The sequence below is a fragment of the Pseudomonas sp. MWU12-3088 genome (assembly GCF_023242405.1).
Classification (GTDB): domain Bacteria; phylum Pseudomonadota; class Gammaproteobacteria; order Pseudomonadales; family Pseudomonadaceae; genus Aquipseudomonas; species Aquipseudomonas kribbensis.
This window is the reverse complement of the sequence record NZ_JALJEA010000002.1, coordinates 190,173-208,167: the sequence shown is the minus strand read 5'-3', so window position 1 is coordinate 208,167 and position 17,995 is coordinate 190,173. Positions and strand designations below refer to the sequence as shown.

Below are 17,995 nucleotides of genomic sequence, written 5' to 3'. Positions count from 1 at the left end.
GTTGTTGCATGAAGCTTTCAGCTTGAAGCGTACAGCGGTATCAGCGTGGCAACTTCAGGTTGTTCCAGATCGCCAGGCTAGGTTCGGCCTGGTTCATGGAATAGAAGTGCAGGCCAGGAGCGCCGCCTTGCAGCAGGCGCTCGCACATTTCGCTGACGACTTGCTCGCCGAAGCGCTGAATGCTCTGGCTGTCATCGCCGTAGGCTTCCAGCTGCTTGCGGATCCAGCGCGGGATTTCCGCACCGCAGGCATCGGAGAAACGCGCGAGTTTGCTGTAGTTGGTGATCGGCATGATCCCCGGAACCACCGGAATGTCCACGCCCAGCGCCTGCAAACGGTCGACGAAGTAGAAGTAGCTGTCGGCGTTGAAGAAGTACTGGGTGATCGCGCTGTCGGCGCCGGCACGGGCCTTGCGCACGAAGTTGGCGAGATCGTCTTCGTAGTTGCGCGCTTGCGGATGCATCTCCGGGTAAGCGGCGACCTCGATGTGGAAATGATTGCCGGTTTCTTCACGAATGAACTCAACCAGCTCATTGGCGTGACGCAGCTCGCCGCTGGTCATGCCCATGCCGGACGGCAGGTCGCCACGCAGGGCAACGATGCGCTTGATGCCGGCAGCCTTGTACTCGTTCAGCAGGCCGCGCAGGTCGTCCTTGCTGTCGCCGACGCACGACAGGTGCGGGGCGGCGGGTACTTTGACTTCGCTTTCCAGCTGCAGCACGGTGTTCAGCGTGCGGTCACGGGTCGAGCCGCCGGCGCCGTAGGTGCAGGAAAAGAAGTCAGGGTTGTAGGTGGCCAGCTGACGGGCAGTGGCGAGCAGTTTTTCATGCCCGGCATCGGTCTTGGTCGGGAAGAACTCGAAGCTGTAGCGACGGTCTTGGGACATCGGGGGACCTCCAGTCACGAGCGGCAAGCTACAAGCTTCGAGAGAAGCGGAGGTGCGCTGATCTCTCGTGCGTGATTCCTGCTGCCTGAAACTGTTTTGAAATAGGGGCAGAGCTCTCAAGCTTCGTACGGCAAGCCCGGCTTGTGGCCTTGCTTGCCGCTTGAAGCTTGAGGCTCGCAGCTGCTCTTAGTAGCGGTAAGCGTGCGGCTTGAACGGGCCTTCGACGGTCACGCCGATGTAGTCAGCCTGTTGCTTGGTCAGTTGAGTGACCACGCCGCCGAAGCCGCGAACCATTTCCAGGGCCACTTCTTCGTCGAGTTTCTTCGGCAGTACTTCAACGGTCAGGCGCTCGGCTTTCTGGGCTGGCGACAGGTCGGCGTACTTCTGGCCGAACAGGAAGATCTGCGCCAGAACCTGGTTGGCGAACGAACCGTCCATGATGCGGCTCGGGTGACCGGTGGCGTTGCCCAGGTTCACCAGACGGCCTTCGGCCAGCAGGATCAGGTAGTCGTCGTTCTGAGCATCGAATGCGCCCGGGCCGGTACGGTGGATCTTGTGTACCTGTGGCTTCACTTCTTCCCATGCCCAGTTCTTGCGCATGAAAGCGGTGTCGATTTCGTTGTCGAAGTGACCGATGTTGCAGACAACGGCGCGCTTCTTCAGGGCTTTGAGCATGTTTGCGTCGCAAACGTTGACGTTACCGGTGGTGGTCACGATCAGGTCGATCTTGCCCAGCAGCGCTTTGTCGATGCTTGCTTCGGTGCCGTCGTTGATACCGTCGATGAACGGCGAAACCAGTTCGAAACCGTCCATGCAGGCCTGCATGGCGCAGATCGGGTCAACTTCGGAAACCTTGACGATCATGCCTTCCTGACGCAGGGACTGGGCCGAACCCTTGCCCACGTCACCGTAGCCGATGACCAGCGCTTGCTTGCCGGACAGCAGGTGGTCGGTACCACGCTTGATTGCGTCGTTCAGGCTGTGACGGCAGCCGTACTTGTTGTCGTTCTTGGACTTGGTCACCGAGTCGTTGACGTTGATGGCCGGGATGCGCAGTTCGCCCTTGGCCAGCATGTCCAGCAGACGGTGTACGCCGGTGGTGGTTTCTTCGGTCACGCCGTGAACGCGGTCCAGAACCTGTGGGTACTTGTCGTGCAGCAGCTGGGTCAGGTCGCCGCCGTCGTCGAGGATCATGTTGGCGTCCCATGGCTGGCCATCCTTCAGGATGGTCTGCTCCAGGCACCACTCGTACTCTTCTTCGGTTTCACCTTTCCAGGCGAAAACCGGGATGCCGGCAGCGGCGATGGAAGCGGCGGCCTGATCCTGAGTCGAGAAGATGTTGCAGGACGACCAACGAACTTCGGCACCCAGGGCAACCAGGGTTTCGATCAGCACGGCGGTCTGAATGGTCATGTGGATGCAGCCGAGGATTTTTGCGCCTTTCAGCGGCTGCTCGGAAGCGTACTTGCGGCGCAGACCCATCAGGGCCGGCATTTCCGACTCGGCGATGATGGTTTCGCGACGGCCCCAGGCAGCCAGGGACATGTCGGCAACTTTGTAATCGTTAAAATCTGCAGGCGTGATAACAGCGCTCATGAGAGCCTCCATTCGTAATGTATGCGAATGGGCGCCGTTGTGCGTTTAGTGTCCGGCCTGAGCCAGTCAACGCCCCATCCGAGCCTGACAGGTTGAACCTGCTGCAGCGCCCCTCGGACAGGTGGCGGGAAAACGGTATCAAGTGAACGTTACCGTTTTGAAACGGGGGCGATTATAGCCGTCTAGACTGATCTTCCAAAGGGTTTCTGTCGGCCAAATGAAGATCGCTAATAGCGACCATAGTAGAAGCCTCATGGAGCATGACCGCTCAGTCTGCCAAGATGGCCCCATCATTCGGCAAGACGCTCAGGAGTGAAGATGAATTTCCACACCCGCAAGTGGGTAAAACCCGAAGACCTCAACCCCAACGGCACCCTGTTCGGCGGCAGCCTGCTGCGCTGGATCGACGAAGAAGCGGCGATCTACGCCATCGTCCAGCTGGGCAACCAGCGCGTGGTGACCAAGTACATTTCCGAGATCAACTTCGTCAGCGCCTCGCGCCAGGGCGACATCATCGAACTGGGCATCACCGCCACCGAGTTCGGCCGCACCTCGATCACCCTGACCTGTGAAGTGCGCAACAAGATCACCCGCAAGAGCATCCTGACCGTCGAGAAGATGGTCTTCGTCAACCTTGGCGAAGACGGCCTGCCGGCGCCGCACGGGCGGACCGAGATCAAGTACGTCAAAGACCAGTTCAAGGATGAAACGCCCGTTACCGAGTAATCGGCGAGTCCCGTAGAACGGAAGCCGAGCGGCGCGTGTCGTAGCTTTATGACCCCGCCACCGGTTTCCCGCCATGACCACGCCAACAGACGGCAAGACCCCCGACCTCTCGGCCAAGGAACAACACGAAGTCGAGAAAAACCAGCCGCCCCGGGCGGCGGTCCTGCATGAAATCATCCGCAAACAGGGCGACCAGGAACTGGAGCGCAGCATCGCCGCGCTGTGGTGGTCGGCACTCGCGGCCGGGCTGACCATGGGCCTGTCGCTGATGGGCATGGGCCTGCTCAACTCCCGTCTGCCCGAGGGCGACGAATTCAAAGTGATCGCCAGTTTTGGTTACTGCGCCGGTTTCCTTGCGGTGATCCTGGCTCGCCAGCAACTGTTCACCGAAAACACCCTGACCGCAGTCCTGCCGGTCATGACCAAACCGACGCTCGGCAATTTCGGCCGATTGATCCGGCTCTGGACCGTCGTGCTGTTCGGCAACCTGTGCGGCACGATTCTGGTGGCCTACGTGATGCTCGAACTGCCTATCTTCGACAGCAAGACCGACGCCGCCTTCCTCGAAATCGGCCGCAAGGTCATGGAAAACCACGCGAGCCAGATGTTCGCCAAGGGCATCGTTTCCGGCTGGATGATCGCCACCATGGTCTGGATGATCCCGTCCATGGAGAGCGCGAAGATGTGGATCATCATCCTCATCACCTACCTCATGGCGCTGGGCGACTTTACGCACATCGTGGTGGGTTCGGCGGAGGTGTCGTATCTGGTGTTTGCCGGCGAATTGCCGTGGAGCGATTTCTGGGCGGTGTTTGCCGGGCCGACTTTGGCGGGGAACATCATCGGCGGCAGTTTCATCTTTGCCCTGATCAGCCATGCGCAGATCCGCAGCGAAAGCGGCAAACCGAAGGAGTCTGCGGATCAGGCGGAAAAGCCCGACCCGCAGCGGATCAGGAAATGATCAGTGGTGCGCAGGCTCGGCAGTGGTCGCCGGCTCGTCGCGAGTCGCATGCTTGACCAGTTTGCCGATGGTCAGACCCTGCAACAGGATCGACGACAGCACCACGATGTAGGTGATGCTCAGCAGCAGATCGCGCTCCGGGCCCAGCGGCAGGGCCAAAGCCAAGGCCACCGAAACCCCGCCGCGCAAACCGCCCCAGGTCAGGATCCGAATAGTGCCGCGCGGCACCGTGCGCCAGCGCCGCAACAGAACGATGGCCGGTGCCACGGTGAGCAGGCGCGACAACAGAATCGCCAGCGCCAGCAGACTTGCCGCCGCCACGTGCAGCCAGTTGAACGGCAGCAGCAACAGTTCCATGCCGATCAGCGCGAACAGCAGGGCGTTGAGCATGTCGTCGAGCAACTCCCAGAAACCGTCCAGGTATTTGCGCGTCATGTCGTTCATCGCCAGGTTGCGACCGAGGTTGCCGATGATCAGGCCGGCGACCACCATCGCAATCGGCGCCGAGACGTGCAGCTCGGTGGCCATCGCCGAACCGCCGATGACCAGCGCCAGGGTCAGCATGACTTCGATCTGGTGCTGCTCGATGCTCTTGATCATCAGGTACACCAGATAACCGATCAGCCCGCCGAACAGCACGCCGCCGATGGCTTCGTGGGCAAACAGCATGGCGGTGGCGCCGATGGTCGGGGTTTCGCCCAGTTGCGCGATGCCCAGTAACACGGTGAACACCACCACGGCAGTGCCGTCGTTGAACAGCGATTCGCCGACGATGGTGGTCTTCAACGGCTTCGAGGCGTTGGCAGTCCGCAACACGCCGAGCACCGCGATCGGGTCGGTCGGGGAAATCAGTGCGCCGAACAACAGGCAGTAAAGGAAGCTCACGTGCCAGCCGAACAGGGCGAAGATGTAGTAGGCGAGGCTGCCGATCACGGCGGTGGCGATCAATACACCGAAGGTCGCCAGCAGGCCGATGGGCCAGCGATAACTGCGCAGGTCGTTCAGGTTGACGTGCAGGGCGCCGGCGAACAGCAGGAACGACAGCATCCAGTTCATCAGCAGATCACCGAAGTCGATCTGGCCGATCAATTGCTGTACGCGTTCTTCGAGGCCGGGGTAGCCGAGCAGGCTCAGGCCTTGCAGCAACAGGGAAAACATCAGTGCGGTAACCATCACGCCGATGGTCGGAGGCAAACCGATGAAGCGGAAATTCACAAAAGTGAGGAGGGTGGTGAGGCAGATGAAAGCGGCGACAAGTTCAAGCATCCGGGGTCCTTTGGATGGGGGGTGAAAAGACAGCGCACCTGTTCATGGGCGCAAGGGTTGGATGGGTAGACACCGGGTGGGGGCACAATTGTGTGACCCGGGCAGGTTTTTTTGGCATTTGTCTGTGCGCAACCGGGTGTGGCGAGGTCGCTTGACGTATAAACAGCGCCTGATACATCGCGAATCAAAGACCTGATCAAATGGCTCGGGTTCAAAAACAAGAATGAAGGAGTGACACGTGCTGGCGACAGCTCTGGTGTTGGTGGCGGCGCTGTTGCACGCCGCGTGGAATACCCTGATCAAGTTCAGCGCCGAGCGGCTGCTGGTGGTGGCCTGCATGGACACCGTGGCGCTGTTGTTCGTCGCGCTGGCGTTTCCTTTCATCAGCCTGCCGCCGCAGGAAATCTGGCCGTGGATTCTGGCGTCGGCGGCGTTCGAGCTGCTTTATCGCTACCTGTTGATCCAGGCCTATCGGGTCGGCGACCTGGGACTGGTCTATCCGTTGATGCGTGGATTGTCGCCACTGGTGGTGCTGGCGCTGACCCTGATCTTCGCCGGCGAAGTGCTGACCACCCAGCAGATCTTCGGAATCATGCTGATCCCGCTGGGCATGGCCTGCCTGCTCTGGCAGGGCGGCGGCGGGAAACACCTGCCGTGGTCGATGCTGCCGGTGGTGGCGCTGATCGGGCTGTGCATCGGCTGCTACACCTACATCGATGGGCAGGCCTTGCGGCGCTGGTCGCATCCGCTGGATTACCTGGTCTGGGTCACGCTGCTCAGTGCGTGGCCGTTCCCGATGCTGGCGTGGGTGGCCAAACGTCCGGCGTTCCTGCAGTTCTGGCGCGAACAATGGAAGCTGGGGCTGGCGGTCGGGTTCTGCGTGTTGTTCAGCTACGCTCTGGTGCTGTGGGCGATGCAACTGGGGTCGATTGCCGAGGCCGCAGCGTTGCGCGAGATCAGCGTGATTCTGGTGGTGCTGTTCGGCATGCGTTACCTGAAAGAACCTTTCGGTCGGCCACGGCTCTTAGCCTGTGGGCTGGTGCTGATCGGCATGCTGGTGATGAAGTTCTGACCCGCCAACTCTAAAAACTGAAAAAGGACGGCGTTATGACGGTGGCTCTGTGGTGCGTTTTCATTGCGATCTTTCTGCCCTATGTGTGCACGGGCGTGGCCAAGGCTGTCGGTGGTTACCGGCTGAGCGACAATCACGATCCCCGGGATTTTCTCGAAAGCCTGAACGGTGTGGCGCGACGGGCCCACGCGGCGCAACTGAACAGTTTTGAGGTGACGCCGGCCTTTGCAGCGGCGGTGATCGTCGCGCACCTGGTGGGCACGGCACAGCTGGTGACGGTGAATGTGCTGGCAGTGCTGTTCATCACCAGTCGCCTGCTTTACATCATCTGCTATCTGGCGGACTGGGCGATTCTGCGGTCGCTGGTGTGGTTTGTCGGGATGGGGCTGATTGCCAGTTTCTTCTTCGTTTCGGTCTGACGCTGAAGGGATCGCAGGCTGACGAGGCCTGCGATCCCTTGCGTTTCGCTTACTGCTTGTCGGCCACTTGCGGCACTTGTGGCAATGCCGCGCCTTTTGGCCAGAGCATCCAGATCTGCCCCTGCTGCTTCATGTCGCCGGCCAGTTGCCCGGCAGTATCGCCGGTGCCCCAGAACAGATCCGCACGAACCTCACCGGCAATCGCGCCGCCGGTGTCCTGCGCAGCCACCGGGCGTACCAGTGCCGTACCGTCAGGGCGGGTGGTCGACAGCCATAACAGGCTGCCCAACGGAATCACCTTGCGATCCACCGCCGCGCTGTAACCGGCGGTCAGCGGCACATTCAGCGAGCCGCGCGGGCCTTCGTTACTGTCCGGGTTGCGGGTGAAGAACACATAGCTCGGGTTGCTGCCCAGCAATTCCGGAATGCGCGACGGGTTGGCCTTGGCCCAGTTGCTGATCGCGCCCATGGTCACGTCTTCTTTCTTCAGCTCGCCCTGTTCCACCAGCCAGCGGCCGATCGGCCGGTACGGGTGACCGTTCTGGTCGGCGTAGGCGATGCGCAGTTGCCGGCCGTCATCGGTCTGAATCCGCCCCGAACCCTGGATCTGCAGGAATTGCAGGTTCATCGGATCGGTCAGCCACGCCACCACGGGCGCCTTGACGCCTTTGCTCTCGATGGTCGAGGCGTCGTCGTAAGGTTTCAGCACGCGGCCCTCAAGGCGTCCGCGCAGTCGTTTGCCTTTCAGCTCCGGGTAAATGCTGTCCAGGGAGACGATGATCATGTCTTCGGGCACGCCATACACCGGCACATTGGCGGTCGCGGTTTGCGTCAGGCTGCCGGGATAGACCGGTTCGTAGTAACCGGTGATCAGGCCGTTGGGGTTGTCATTTTCGGCGCGCAGGCCGAACACATCGAGGTGCTGCTTGAGGAACGTGCGGATGTCGCCAGCGCTTTGCGGCACATTGGCGGCCGCCGCACAGGTGGCACCCCAGATCGGGTCAGCCTTGAGCCGGGTGCAGGCGCTGCGCCATGAACCGAAACCGGCCACCAGATCGTTGTCGGAAACCGCAGGCAGGGCTTCCCAGGTGGCGCTGGAGTAAGTGGCCAGTGCGTGGGTTTTCGGCTTGGCACTGTCGCCCCCGGTGCAGCCGGCAAGAATGGCCAGCAGCGGCAGGGTTGCGATGAGTGGGTGACGCCAGGCCTTGAAACGGCTGTTCATGGAGAGTTTCCTGTGTCGGTTGCAGGCGTGCTCCATGCGCGCCAGCAACCCGTATTATTAATAGGGCTATTGGTGTTTGGCGGTGACGCGAGGATACTGGCCGCCGAATTCCGTGACCTGAAGCCACCATGACTCTTAAAAGACTTTCTGTTGTATTGCTGGCCTGTCTGACCTTGTCCGCCTGTGGCGGTGTTGATCCCAATTCCCCACTGGGTCAGCGCAAGGCGATCTTCAAGCAGATGCTCAAGACCGGCGAAGACCTGGGCGGCATGCTGCGCGGGCGCATCCCCTTCGACGGGCCGAAATTCACGGAAGGCGCGGTCAAGCTCGATGCGTTGTCCCATGAACCGTGGAAGCATTTTCCTTCGGTGCGCGAGGAAGATCACACCAGCGCCAAGGACGATGTCTGGCAGCGACAGGCACGTTTCCAGGAAATGGCCCGCACCCTTGAGGCGGCCACCGGTGAACTGGTGGTCGCCAGCAAGGTCCAGCCGTACAAGGCCAGCAACCTGGGGCCGGCGGTGCAGAAGGTCGAAGATGCCTGCAGTGCCTGTCATAAAGAGTTTCGGGATCATTGATCCTGACGTGCGGTGACGGAGAGGGCTCTTTCACCGCATGTTGCCTGCCGGATTACTTGTCCAGTTCGTCCAGTGCGTCCTGCAATTCCTTGCGCGACTCGGCGAGCTTGTTCTTGCGCTTGTCGATCTTCTCCGGATCGCCCTTCTTCATGGCCTTGTCGAGATCGGCCTGACGCTTGCTGACTTCGTGCTTGGCGTCGAGCACCTTGTTTTCACGTTCCTTCTTCAGGCCCGCATCGGTGCAGTGTTCGGTGACTTCGCGCAGGGCGGTTTCGAGACCGGCCTGCTGGTCGGCGTTGCCACGGGATTTGGCCTGTTCGATCTGATTGATGATGCCTTGCTTCTTGGCGGCACAGCCGGTCAGGCCCGGGGCGTCTTCGCCAGCCATCGCGGGTGCGGCCATTACGGCGCAAAGAGTCAGCATGGCGAGCGGTGCGAGAAATTTCATAAAAGCTCCATGTGCAAAGGCAATCGGGTCGGGAAAGCACTGCGCTGTTGGAGCGCTTCGGCGACCGTTGGGTTCCCGGCTTGCCGGGATGCATGTTCAGAAACCGTCGATTCCGGCGGCGCGTAAGGTTTCACTCAGGGCCAGCACCTGCGGGTCGCGGAAAAAAGCGCTCAATTGCGCCGCACGACCGGGGCCGATTCCGGGTTCTGCCTGCCATTGTTCGGTATTTCGTTGTGCCAGCGCTTGCCATGAATCAGCCAAAGAGGCCTGACCGGTCGGCGGCAGCCCGAGAGCCTTGAGCCATTGGGTAAACGGCCGCTGGCGAGCGCTGTGAAAACTGTGGAGCAGGCGGGCGCTGCTGCGCTCGCCGAGGCCGGCAATCTTAGCAAGCTCTGGCTCGTCGAGGGTCAACCAATCCAGCAGGCTGTTCAGTCGGCCTGTATCCAGAAGTTTCTCCCACGTGCCGCGACCGACATGGGGCAGTGCCAGCCCTTGCTTGCCGCCAAGCCAGATCAGGCGCGCGAGGAACTGACTCTCGCACCCGGGCGTCGGTTGCCAGCAGCTTAGCGGGTGAAAGTCACTGGCGAGAGGAGCGTTCAATTCGATGCGGTCCGTGCTGCGCAGCACGACGCTGTCGAGTCGCGGAATCGTCAGCCCAGCCAGGCTGATCGCCACTTGATCGCCGGGACGAATGTCCAGTTCCTGCCAGCGTTTGAGCGAGCTGACGCTGACCCGTCTGATCTGGCGGTCATCGAGTATGACCGGCGCCAGTTCCAGTACGGGGGTGATACGTCCGGTGCGGCCGACCTTGAAATCGACCTTGCGCACATCGGCCAGCGCCTGGGCAAACGGGTATTTCCAGGCCACGGCCCAGTAAGGTGAGCGCGCCTGCCAGCGTTCGGCAGCAGGACGCTGGCTCTGACGCAGGACGATGCCGTCGCTGGCAAAGGGCAGTGGCGAGCGATACCAGTGATCGCGCCACTGCTGCGCATCGGCAAGACTACTGACGGGTTGGCTATAAGGTTCTGTCGTGGCGAAGCCCAGTGTTGTCAGCCCCCTGATTCGCTCTGTCAGGCTGTCCGGTCCCAGCGGCCAGTCCCAGACAAACAGCCCGATACCCGCTGCCTGTTCGGCACTGAGATCCTTGCGTCCCATCAGGCCGGCGACTATTGCGCGGGCGTTGGCGCTGCCGGCGCGGGCCTGGATATGGTCGTTCAGTTGCCAATAGAGCTCGCCCTGTACCGACAGATCCAGCGGTTGGGTCAGTTGCCGGGGAATGGCGTTGATCTTTTGTGCCGAGGCAGTCCAGTCCTGCCCGCGAACGCCGTCGCCGCGACTGATCGCCTGCTGCAACCGCCCGGCGCGATAGATCAGCGTGACGGCCACACCATCGACCTTGGGTTGTACCCAGACGTCCTTGCGGTCACGCAGCCAGGCTTCGATGTCCGCTGCGTCGTGAAGCTTGTCGAGGCCGGTGTGGACGATCGGGTGCACGACCGGACCTGATGCGGTGCGTAACGGCTTGGTCGGTGAAGGAAGTTTGAAGCACTGGCGCCATTCGCCGAGCCGGGTGCGGGACTGATCGTAGAGTTCATCGGCGATCAGTGACCGGCCTTCACGGTGATAGGCGTCGTCCCATTGATCGATCTGCTGTTGCAGGGCAGTGATTTCGCTTCGGGCCCGGTCGGCTGGCCAAGTGGGGCAATCGCCAGCGAAGGCGCTGAGGTGGGTGCAGAGCAGCAGGAAAATGCAAAACAGGCGCAGTGTGGCAAGCATCGTGAGCGTCCTTGCTCAGGGAGATACCTGAAGGCTAGCCGGGATTTTCCAGCGGGCCGGTCGGCTGTTTTGCCGGGTGTTTCGCGGCCATGAAAAAGCCCCGCACGGCGAACCGTGCGGGGCTTTTTGTACCGCCAGGAAAATTACAGGCCGGCAGCAGAACGCAGAGCGTCGGCGCGGTCGGTTTTTTCCCAGGTGAAAGTGGAGAAGGTGTCTTCGCCAACAGTCTTGGTCTGCGGAGCACGGCCGAAGTGGCCGTAGGCTGCAGTTTCCTGGTACATCGGGTGCAGCAGATCCAGCATGGTGGTGATTGCGTATGGACGCAGGTCGAACACTTCGCGGACCAGTTTGATGATCTTGTCATCGCTGATCTTGCCGGTGCCGAAGGTGTTCAGCGAGATCGAAGTAGGCTGGGCCACACCGATCGCGTAGGAAACCTGGATCTCGCAACGCTCGGCCAGGCCGGCCGCCACGATGTTCTTGGCAACGTAACGGCCAGCGTAGGCAGCCGAACGGTCAACCTTCGATGGATCCTTGCCGGAGAACGCGCCACCGCCGTGACGGGCCATGCCGCCGTAGCTGTCGACGATGATCTTGCGACCGGTCAGACCGCAGTCGCCCACCGGGCCGCCGATGATGAACTGGCCGGTCGGGTTGATGTGGAACTGGGTGTCCTTGCTCAGCAGTTCGGCAGGCAGCACGTGCTTGACGATCAGCTCCATCACACCTTCGCGCAGGTCGTTGTACGACACTTCAGGGTTGTGCTGGGTCGACAGGACCACGGCGTCGATACCGACAACCTTGCCGCCTTCGTAACGGCAGGTCACTTGCGACTTGGCGTCCGGACGCAGCCAAGGCAGCAGACCCGATTTACGGGCTTCGGCCTGACGCTGCACCAGCTGGTGGGAGAAGGTGATCGGTGCTGGCATCAGCACGTCGGTTTCGTTGCTGGCGTAGCCGAACATCAGGCCCTGGTCGCCGGCGCCCTGATCTTCAGGCTTGGCACGGTCAACGCCCTGGTTGATGTCAGGGGACTGCTTGCCGATGATGTTCATCACGCCGCAGGTAGCACCGTCGAAGCCGACGTCGGAGCTGGTGTAGCCGATGTCGCAGATCACGTCACGAACGATCTGCTCCAGGTCGACCCAGGCGCTGGTGGTTACTTCACCGGCAACGATGGCCACGCCGGTCTTGACCAGGGTTTCCACCGCAACGCGTGCGTGCTTGTCCTGGGCGATGATGGCGTCCAGCACTGCATCGGAAATCTGGTCGGCGATTTTGTCCGGATGTCCTTCAGACACGGACTCGGAGGTGAAGAGGGAGTATTCGCTCATCTCGATGTTTTCCTGAATTTACCGATGGTGAGTGTCGCCAGCCGGTCGCTGAAAGTGGCGGACCTGGATCTGGAAACCATTACGTAAGCCTACATAGAGGCTTTCCCCGGGAACGAGTCCCGCAGCGGTGGCCCAACGGGCCAGATCGTCCTGTTCAAACCCCAACCACAGATCACCGCAGGCCTCCCTGGCCCAACTCTGGTTGTGGCTACATAACTCTGTCACGAGCAGACTACCGCCCGGTTGCAGCAGGCTGGCCATGTGCTTGAGCGCTTCGGCCGGCGCGGCGAAATGGTGCAACACCATGTTCAACACCACGCAATCGGCCTGAAGGCTAACGCCATTCAATGCATCGGCCAATTGCAGGCTGACGTTAGTCAGCTTTTCACGTTCACATACCTGGCGGGCCAGTTCGAGCATCGCCGCGCTGTTGTCCAGTGCGGTTACGGTGCCGAAGCGATGCGCCAGTTCCGGCAGGAATGCACCATCGCCGGGGCCGACTTCAATGGCCGTGGCAGCGCCATTGAAGTTCAGTTTGTCGAGCAGGGCCAGCACGCTTTCACGGTACTGCGGCAGGCCGGCAATCAAATCCTGCTGGGCGCGGAATTTCTCTGCGACCCGTGCGAAAAAGTCCTGGCTGTTGGCAGCACGCTGTCCATGGACCTGTGCGATCCGTGTTTCCACGTCGGCCGGCAGCGCCAGATTGTCGACTTCTTCTAACAATGCAGCGTGCAACTTGCCGCCCAGCAACTCGGTGTGGGGCAGGGCGCGGCGATAGAAAACCGCATTGCCTTCACGGCGAGTCGCCACCAGATCGGCTTGTGCCAACACCTTGAGGTGATGGCTCATGCCGGACTGGCCGATATCGAAAATCTGCGCCAGTTCCAGTACGCCGAACGAGTCGTTGGCCAGGGCGCGCAATACGTTCAGCCGCAGCGGATCACCGCCGGCCTTGCACAGGGCCGCCAGCTCGTCGCAATCGTCATGGCGAATGGAAGGCACGCGTAAGTTCATAGGGCCAGCAGTCTAGAGACGACCGGAAAACACCGCAAGGCCAATATCAAAAAGTTTTGATATTGCTCGATGGGTGGCACTTTTTATTGCACTTCTCACTGACCGGTTAACTCTACAGGCGAACAGCGGAAAGGTTTCACCAGCCGAAACCGATGTTATCCATGGGAAAAACGCCTCCGGATGACTATCTGTCATTGCCCCGAGGCGCTCGGGTGAGGGAAAATGCCCTCCTTTTTTCCGTTTCAATCTATTCACACCCAGGAGATCAGCGATGCCTAGCCGTCGTGAGCGTGCCAACGCCATTCGTGCCCTCAGCATGGATGCCGTGCAAAAAGCCAACAGCGGCCATCCCGGTGCCCCTATGGGTATGGCAGATATTGCCGAAGTGCTTTGGCGCGACTACCTCAAGCACAACCCGAGCAATCCGTCTTTCGCCGACCGTGACCGCTTCGTGCTGTCCAACGGCCACGGCTCGATGTTGATCTACTCGCTGCTGCACCTGACCGGTTACGACCTGTCGATCGACGACCTGAAACAGTTCCGTCAACTGCACAGCCGCACCCCGGGCCACCCGGAATTCGGTTACACCCCGGGCGTTGAAACCACCACCGGCCCGCTGGGTCAGGGTCTGGCCAACGCCGTAGGCTTCGCCCTGGCTGAAAAGGTACTGGGCGCGCAGTTCAACCGTCCTGGCCACAACATCGTCGACCACCACACCTACGTGTTCCTGGGTGATGGCTGCATGATGGAAGGCATTTCCCACGAAGTCGCTTCCCTGGCCGGCACTCTGGGCCTGGGCAAGCTGATCGCCTTCTACGATGACAACGGCATCTCCATCGACGGCGAAGTCGAGGGCTGGTTCACCGATGACACGCCGAAGCGGTTCGAAGCCTACAACTGGCAGGTGATCCGCAACGTCGACGGTCACGATCCGGAAGAGGTCAAGACCGCCATCGAGACCGCTCGCAAGAGCCCGCTGCCGACTCTGATCTGCTGCAAGACCACCATCGGTTTCGGTTCGCCGAACAAGCAGGGCAAGGAAGATTGCCACGGCGCCCCGCTGGGTGACGCGGAAATCGCCCTGACCCGTCAGGCGCTGAACTGGAACTACGGTCCATTCGAAATCCCGGCCGACATCTATGCCGAGTGGGATGCCAAGGAAAAGGGCCGCGCCGTCGAGTCCGAGTGGGACCAGCGTTTCGCTGCCTACTCCGCCGCGTTCCCGACCGAAGCCAACGAACTGATCCGTCGCCTGAGCGGAGAACTGCCAGCTGACTTCTCCGAGAAGGCTGACGCCTACATCGCCGAAGTCGCGGCCAAGGGCGAAACCATCGCCAGCCGTAAAGCCAGCCAGAACGCCCTGAACGCGTTCGGCCCGCTGCTGCCGGAAGTGCTGGGCGGTTCGGCTGACCTGGCCGGTTCCAACCTGACCCTGTGGAAAGGCTGCAAAGGCGTCAGCGCCGAAGACGCCAGCGGCAACTACATGTATTACGGCGTGCGCGAATTCGGCATGACCGCGATCATGAACGGCGTTGCCCTGCACGGCGGTCTGGTGCCTTACGGCGCGACCTTCCTGATGTTCATGGAATACGCCCGCAACGCGGTGCGCATGTCCGCACTGATGAAGCAGCGCGTGATCCACGTCTACACCCACGACTCCATCGGTCTGGGCGAAGACGGCCCGACGCACCAGCCGATCGAGCAGCTGACCAGCCTGCGCAGCACGCCGAACCTCGACACCTGGCGTCCAGCCGATGCCGTTGAATCGGCAGTGGCCTGGAAAAACGCCCTGGAACGCAAGGATGGTCCGTCGGCGCTGATCTTCTCCCGTCAGAACCTGCAGCACCAAACTCGTGATGCCGGCCAGATCGCCGACATCAGCCGTGGTGGCTACGTGCTGAAGGACTGCGCAGGCGAGCCTGAGCTGATCCTGATCGCTACCGGTTCGGAAGTCGGCCTGGCCGTTCAGGCCTACGACAAACTGACCGGGCAGGGCCGCAAGGTACGTGTGGTTTCCATGCCATGCACCAGCGCGTTCGACGCTCAGGACGCCAGCTACAAGCAATCGGTCCTGCCGTTGCAGGTTGGCGCGCGTATCGCGATCGAAGCGGCCCACGCCGACTTCTGGTTCAAGTACGTGGGTCTGGAAGGTCGCGTGATCGGCATGACCACTTACGGCGAATCGGCTCCGGCTTCGGCACTGTTCGAAGAGTTCGGCTTCACCCTGGAAAACATCCTGGGTCAGGCTGAAGAGCTGCTGGAAGACTGATCCAGAAGTTTTGTCGTCTGGGCTGCCGCCCATCGTCGGAACGCCGCCCGGAGCAGGCTCGCTCCCACATTGGAATGCATTTTCCTGTGGGAGCGAGCCTGCTCGCGATAGCGGTAGTTGAAGCACCGCAACACTGACGGTTTCACCACGGTAATCGAGAACCCCATGCCTCAACCGCGTCCCTACAAAGTTGCACTCAACGGCTACGGCCGGATTGGTCGTTGCGTCTTGCGTGCGTTGTTCGAGCGAGGCGATAAGGCCGGGTTTGAAATTGTCGCAATCAACGATCTGGCCGACATGGCCAGCATCGAATACCTGACACGCTTCGACTCCACCCACGGCCGGTTCCCGGGCGAAGTGAAGGTCGACGGCGATTGTCTGCATATCAATGGCAACTGCGTGAAGGTTCTGCGCAGTTCCACCCCCGAAAGCATCGATTGGGCGTCCCTTGGCGTCGATCTGGTGCTCGAATGCTCCGGCGCCTACCACACCCGTGAAGACGGCCAGCGTTTCCTCGACGCCGGCGCGCCGCGGGTGCTGTTCTCGCAGCCGATGGCCAGCGAGGCGGATGTCGACGCCACCATCGTCTACGGCGTCAATCAGGATTGCCTGACCGGTGACGAATTGCTGGTGTCCAACGCCTCCTGCACCACCAACTGCGGCGTGCCGCTGTTGCGCCTGCTGGACAAGGCGATCGGCCTGGAATTCGTGTCGATCACCACGATTCACTCGGCGATGAACGATCAGCCAGTGATCGACGCCTATCACCACGAAGACCTGCGCCGCACCCGTTCGGCATTCCAGTCGGTGATCCCGGTGTCCACCGGTCTGGCGCGGGGCATCGAGCGCCTGCTGCCGGAACTTGCCGGGCGAATCCAGGCCAAAGCCGTACGCGTGCCGACGGTCAACGTGTCCTGCCTCGACATCACGATGCAGACCGCGAGCGACACCGACGCCGGCGAGGTCAACCGGATCCTGCGCGAGGCTGCCACCAGCGGCCCGCTCAAAGGTCTGCTGGCCTACACCGAGCTGCCCCACGCAAGTTGTGATTTCAACCATGACCCACATTCGGCCATCGTCGATGCCAGTCAGACCCGCGTTTCCGGCCCACGGCTGGTGAACATCCTGGCCTGGTTCGACAACGAATGGGGTTTTGCCAACCGAATGCTGGATGTTGCAGAACACTATCTGCAGACAGCGACTTCAAAAAAACCGTAGGAAGTGCGACCCATGACCGTGTTGAAGATGTCCGACCTCGATCTGCAAGGTAAGCGCGTATTGATCCGCGAAGACCTCAACGTCCCAGTCAAGGACGGTGTTGTCACCAGCGATGCGCGTATCCTGGCTTCGCTGCCGACCATCAAGCTGGCCCTGGAAAAAGGCGCGGCCGTGATGGTCTGCTCGCACCTGGGTCGTCCGACCGAAGGTGAGTTCTCTGCCGAGAACAGCCTCAAGCCTGTCGCCGACTACCTGAGCAAGGCCCTGGGCCGCGAAGTGCCGCTGGTGGCCGACTACCTGGGCGGCGTTGACGTCAAGGCCGGCGACATCGTGCTGTTCGAAAACGTGCGCTTCAACAAGGGCGAGAAAAAGAACGCCGACGAACTGGCCCAGCAATACGCGGCCCTGTGCGACGTGTTCGTGATGGACGCTTTCGGTACTGCTCACCGCGCCGAAGGTTCGACCCACGGCGTGGCCAAGTTCGCCAAAGTCGCTGCCGCTGGTCCGCTGCTGGCCGCCGAACTCGACGCACTGGGCAAGGCTCTGGGCGCACCGGCCAAGCCGATGGCGGCCATCGTTGCCGGCTCCAAGGTCTCGACCAAACTCGACGTGCTGAACAGCCTGAGCCAGATCTGCGATCAACTGATCGTCGGCGGCGGCATCGCCAACACCTTCCTCGCTGCGGCCGGTCACCCGGTCGGCAAGTCGCTGTACGAACCGGACCTGCTGGACACCGCGCGCGCCATCGCCGCCAAGGTCAGCGTGCCGCTGCCGGTGGACGTTGTGGTTGCCAAGGAATTCGCTGAAAGCGCCGAAGCGACCGTAAAACTGATCGCTGACGTTGCGGCTGACGACATGATCCTGGACATCGGCCCGCAAACCGCGGCCAACTTCGCCGAACTGCTGAAGTCGTCGAAAACCATCCTGTGGAACGGCCCGGTCGGCGTGTTCGAATTCGACCAGTTCGGCAACGGCACCAAAGTGCTGGCCGAAGCCATCGCCGAAAGCGCGGCGTTCTCGATTGCCGGCGGTGGCGACACCCTGGCGGCCATCGATAAATATGGCGTGGCGGAAAAGATCTCCTACATTTCCACCGGCGGTGGCGCGTTCCTCGAATTCGTCGAAGGCAAGGTGCTGCCGGCCGTTGAAGTCCTGGAAAGCCGGGCCAAGGCCTGAGGCCGCCCGTTTGGCCAGGCAAAGGAGTGTTCAG

General features: G+C 61.3%; 16 protein-coding genes and 1 riboswitch. Of the genes, 8 read left to right on the top strand and 8 right to left on the bottom strand.

Annotated features, from left to right (window positions below; genetic code table 11):
- Positions 1-40: 40 nt before the first annotated feature.
- Together metF and ahcY are read right to left on the bottom strand one after the other, a co-directional pair.
- Positions 41-886, bottom strand: a complete 846-nt coding sequence (gene metF / locus M5B98_RS06675) for a methylenetetrahydrofolate reductase [NAD(P)H] (RefSeq protein WP_114886047.1) — start codon at positions 884-886, stop codon at positions 41-43.
- A gap of 186 nt (positions 887-1,072) precedes the next feature.
- Entirely contained in the window at positions 1,073-2,482 is a 1,410-nt protein-coding gene (gene ahcY, locus M5B98_RS06670) for an adenosylhomocysteinase (RefSeq protein ID WP_127800358.1), read from the bottom strand.
- 22 nt (positions 2,483-2,504) lie between these two features.
- A riboswitch (S-adenosyl-L-homocysteine riboswitch) is annotated at positions 2,505-2,603 on the bottom strand.
- A gap of 197 nt (positions 2,604-2,800) precedes the next feature.
- On the opposite strand from ahcY, the gene M5B98_RS06665 reads away from it, so the two are divergent.
- Both M5B98_RS06665 and M5B98_RS06660 read left to right on the top strand, forming a co-directional pair.
- Complete coding sequence (locus M5B98_RS06665; protein ID WP_007959686.1) at positions 2,801-3,208, top strand: acyl-CoA thioesterase; 408 nt, start codon at positions 2,801-2,803, stop codon at positions 3,206-3,208.
- A gap of 73 nt (positions 3,209-3,281) precedes the next feature.
- A complete protein-coding gene (locus M5B98_RS06660) occupies positions 3,282-4,169 on the top strand; it encodes a formate/nitrite transporter family protein (protein WP_248742270.1) in 888 nt (295 codons plus the stop codon).
- Here the strand turns inward: M5B98_RS06660 and M5B98_RS06655 are convergent, their stop codons facing one another.
- The gene (locus M5B98_RS06655; protein ID WP_134828377.1) at positions 4,170-5,435 is read right to left on the bottom strand and encodes a cation:proton antiporter; all 1,266 of its coding nucleotides are present in this window, start codon (positions 5,433-5,435) and stop codon (positions 4,170-4,172) included.
- A gap of 238 nt (positions 5,436-5,673) precedes the next feature.
- Here M5B98_RS06655 and M5B98_RS06650 point away from each other — a divergent pair, with 238 nt between their 5' ends.
- Entirely contained in the window at positions 5,674-6,507 is an 834-nt protein-coding gene (locus M5B98_RS06650; protein WP_248742269.1) for an EamA family transporter, read from the top strand.
- A gap of 35 nt (positions 6,508-6,542) precedes the next feature.
- Positions 6,543-6,926, top strand: a complete 384-nt coding sequence (locus M5B98_RS06645; RefSeq protein ID WP_085709110.1) for an MAPEG family protein — start codon at positions 6,543-6,545, stop codon at positions 6,924-6,926.
- A gap of 49 nt (positions 6,927-6,975) precedes the next feature.
- On the opposite strand, the gene M5B98_RS06640 is transcribed toward M5B98_RS06645, so the two are convergent.
- Entirely contained in the window at positions 6,976-8,148 is a 1,173-nt protein-coding gene (locus M5B98_RS06640; RefSeq protein WP_248742268.1) for a murein transglycosylase A, read from the bottom strand.
- A 128-nt stretch (positions 8,149-8,276) separates the two neighbouring features.
- On the opposite strand from M5B98_RS06640, the gene M5B98_RS06635 reads away from it, so the two are divergent.
- Entirely contained in the window at positions 8,277-8,726 is a 450-nt protein-coding gene (locus tag M5B98_RS06635) for a c-type cytochrome (protein WP_248742267.1), read from the top strand.
- A 52-nt stretch (positions 8,727-8,778) separates the two neighbouring features.
- On the opposite strand, the gene M5B98_RS06630 is transcribed toward M5B98_RS06635, so the two are convergent.
- The 4 genes from M5B98_RS06630 to M5B98_RS06615 form a co-directional block, all read right to left on the bottom strand.
- Complete coding sequence (locus M5B98_RS06630; RefSeq protein ID WP_085709113.1) at positions 8,779-9,174, bottom strand: DUF1090 domain-containing protein; 396 nt, start codon at positions 9,172-9,174, stop codon at positions 8,779-8,781.
- A gap of 96 nt (positions 9,175-9,270) precedes the next feature.
- Positions 9,271-10,950: an NAD-dependent DNA ligase LigB gene (gene ligB / locus M5B98_RS06625; RefSeq protein WP_248742266.1), complete on the bottom strand. Its 1,680-nt coding sequence runs from the start codon at positions 10,948-10,950 to the stop codon at positions 9,271-9,273.
- A gap of 143 nt (positions 10,951-11,093) precedes the next feature.
- Positions 11,094-12,284 (bottom strand): methionine adenosyltransferase, encoded by a 1,191-nt coding sequence (gene metK / locus M5B98_RS06620; RefSeq protein ID WP_011336330.1) that lies wholly within the window; start codon positions 12,282-12,284, stop codon positions 11,094-11,096.
- A gap of 18 nt (positions 12,285-12,302) precedes the next feature.
- Positions 12,303-13,298 (bottom strand): ArsR/SmtB family transcription factor, encoded by a 996-nt coding sequence (locus tag M5B98_RS06615; protein WP_248742265.1) that lies wholly within the window; start codon positions 13,296-13,298, stop codon positions 12,303-12,305.
- Positions 13,299-13,569: 271 nt separating this feature from the next.
- Between M5B98_RS06615 and tkt the strand changes: the two genes are divergently transcribed.
- From tkt to M5B98_RS06600, 3 genes are all read left to right on the top strand, one after another.
- The gene (gene tkt / locus M5B98_RS06610; protein WP_248742264.1) at positions 13,570-15,567 is read left to right on the top strand and encodes a transketolase; all 1,998 of its coding nucleotides are present in this window, start codon (positions 13,570-13,572) and stop codon (positions 15,565-15,567) included.
- Positions 15,568-15,732: 165 nt separating this feature from the next.
- Positions 15,733-16,785: an erythrose-4-phosphate dehydrogenase gene (epd, locus tag M5B98_RS06605; protein ID WP_134828368.1), complete on the top strand. Its 1,053-nt coding sequence runs from the start codon at positions 15,733-15,735 to the stop codon at positions 16,783-16,785.
- A 12-nt stretch (positions 16,786-16,797) separates the two neighbouring features.
- Positions 16,798-17,961, top strand: a complete 1,164-nt coding sequence (locus M5B98_RS06600; RefSeq protein WP_011336326.1) for a phosphoglycerate kinase — start codon at positions 16,798-16,800, stop codon at positions 17,959-17,961.
- Positions 17,962-17,995 lie beyond the last annotated feature (34 nt).

Coding starts and splice junctions, on each gene's coding strand:
- metF (WP_114886047.1), bottom strand. CDS start 886: ATGTCCCAAGACCGTCGCTACAGCTTCGAGTTCTTCCCGACCAAGACC.
- ahcY (WP_127800358.1), bottom strand. CDS start 2,482: ATGAGCGCTGTTATCACGCCTGCAGATTTTAACGATTACAAAGTTGCC.
- M5B98_RS06665 (WP_007959686.1), top strand. CDS start 2,801: ATGAATTTCCACACCCGCAAGTGGGTAAAACCCGAAGACCTCAACCCC.
- M5B98_RS06660 (WP_248742270.1), top strand. CDS start 3,282: ATGACCACGCCAACAGACGGCAAGACCCCCGACCTCTCGGCCAAGGAA.
- M5B98_RS06655 (WP_134828377.1), bottom strand. CDS start 5,435: ATGCTTGAACTTGTCGCCGCTTTCATCTGCCTCACCACCCTCCTCACT.
- M5B98_RS06645 (WP_085709110.1), top strand. CDS start 6,543: ATGACGGTGGCTCTGTGGTGCGTTTTCATTGCGATCTTTCTGCCCTAT.
- M5B98_RS06640 (WP_248742268.1), bottom strand. CDS start 8,148: ATGAACAGCCGTTTCAAGGCCTGGCGTCACCCACTCATCGCAACCCTG.
- M5B98_RS06635 (WP_248742267.1), top strand. CDS start 8,277: ATGACTCTTAAAAGACTTTCTGTTGTATTGCTGGCCTGTCTGACCTTG.
- M5B98_RS06630 (WP_085709113.1), bottom strand. CDS start 9,174: ATGAAATTTCTCGCACCGCTCGCCATGCTGACTCTTTGCGCCGTAATG.
- ligB (WP_248742266.1), bottom strand. CDS start 10,950: ATGCTTGCCACACTGCGCCTGTTTTGCATTTTCCTGCTGCTCTGCACC.
- metK (WP_011336330.1), bottom strand. CDS start 12,284: ATGAGCGAATACTCCCTCTTCACCTCCGAGTCCGTGTCTGAAGGACAT.
- M5B98_RS06615 (WP_248742265.1), bottom strand. CDS start 13,298: ATGAACTTACGCGTGCCTTCCATTCGCCATGACGATTGCGACGAGCTG.
- tkt (WP_248742264.1), top strand. CDS start 13,570: ATGCCTAGCCGTCGTGAGCGTGCCAACGCCATTCGTGCCCTCAGCATG.
- epd (WP_134828368.1), top strand. CDS start 15,733: ATGCCTCAACCGCGTCCCTACAAAGTTGCACTCAACGGCTACGGCCGG.
- M5B98_RS06600 (WP_011336326.1), top strand. CDS start 16,798: ATGACCGTGTTGAAGATGTCCGACCTCGATCTGCAAGGTAAGCGCGTA.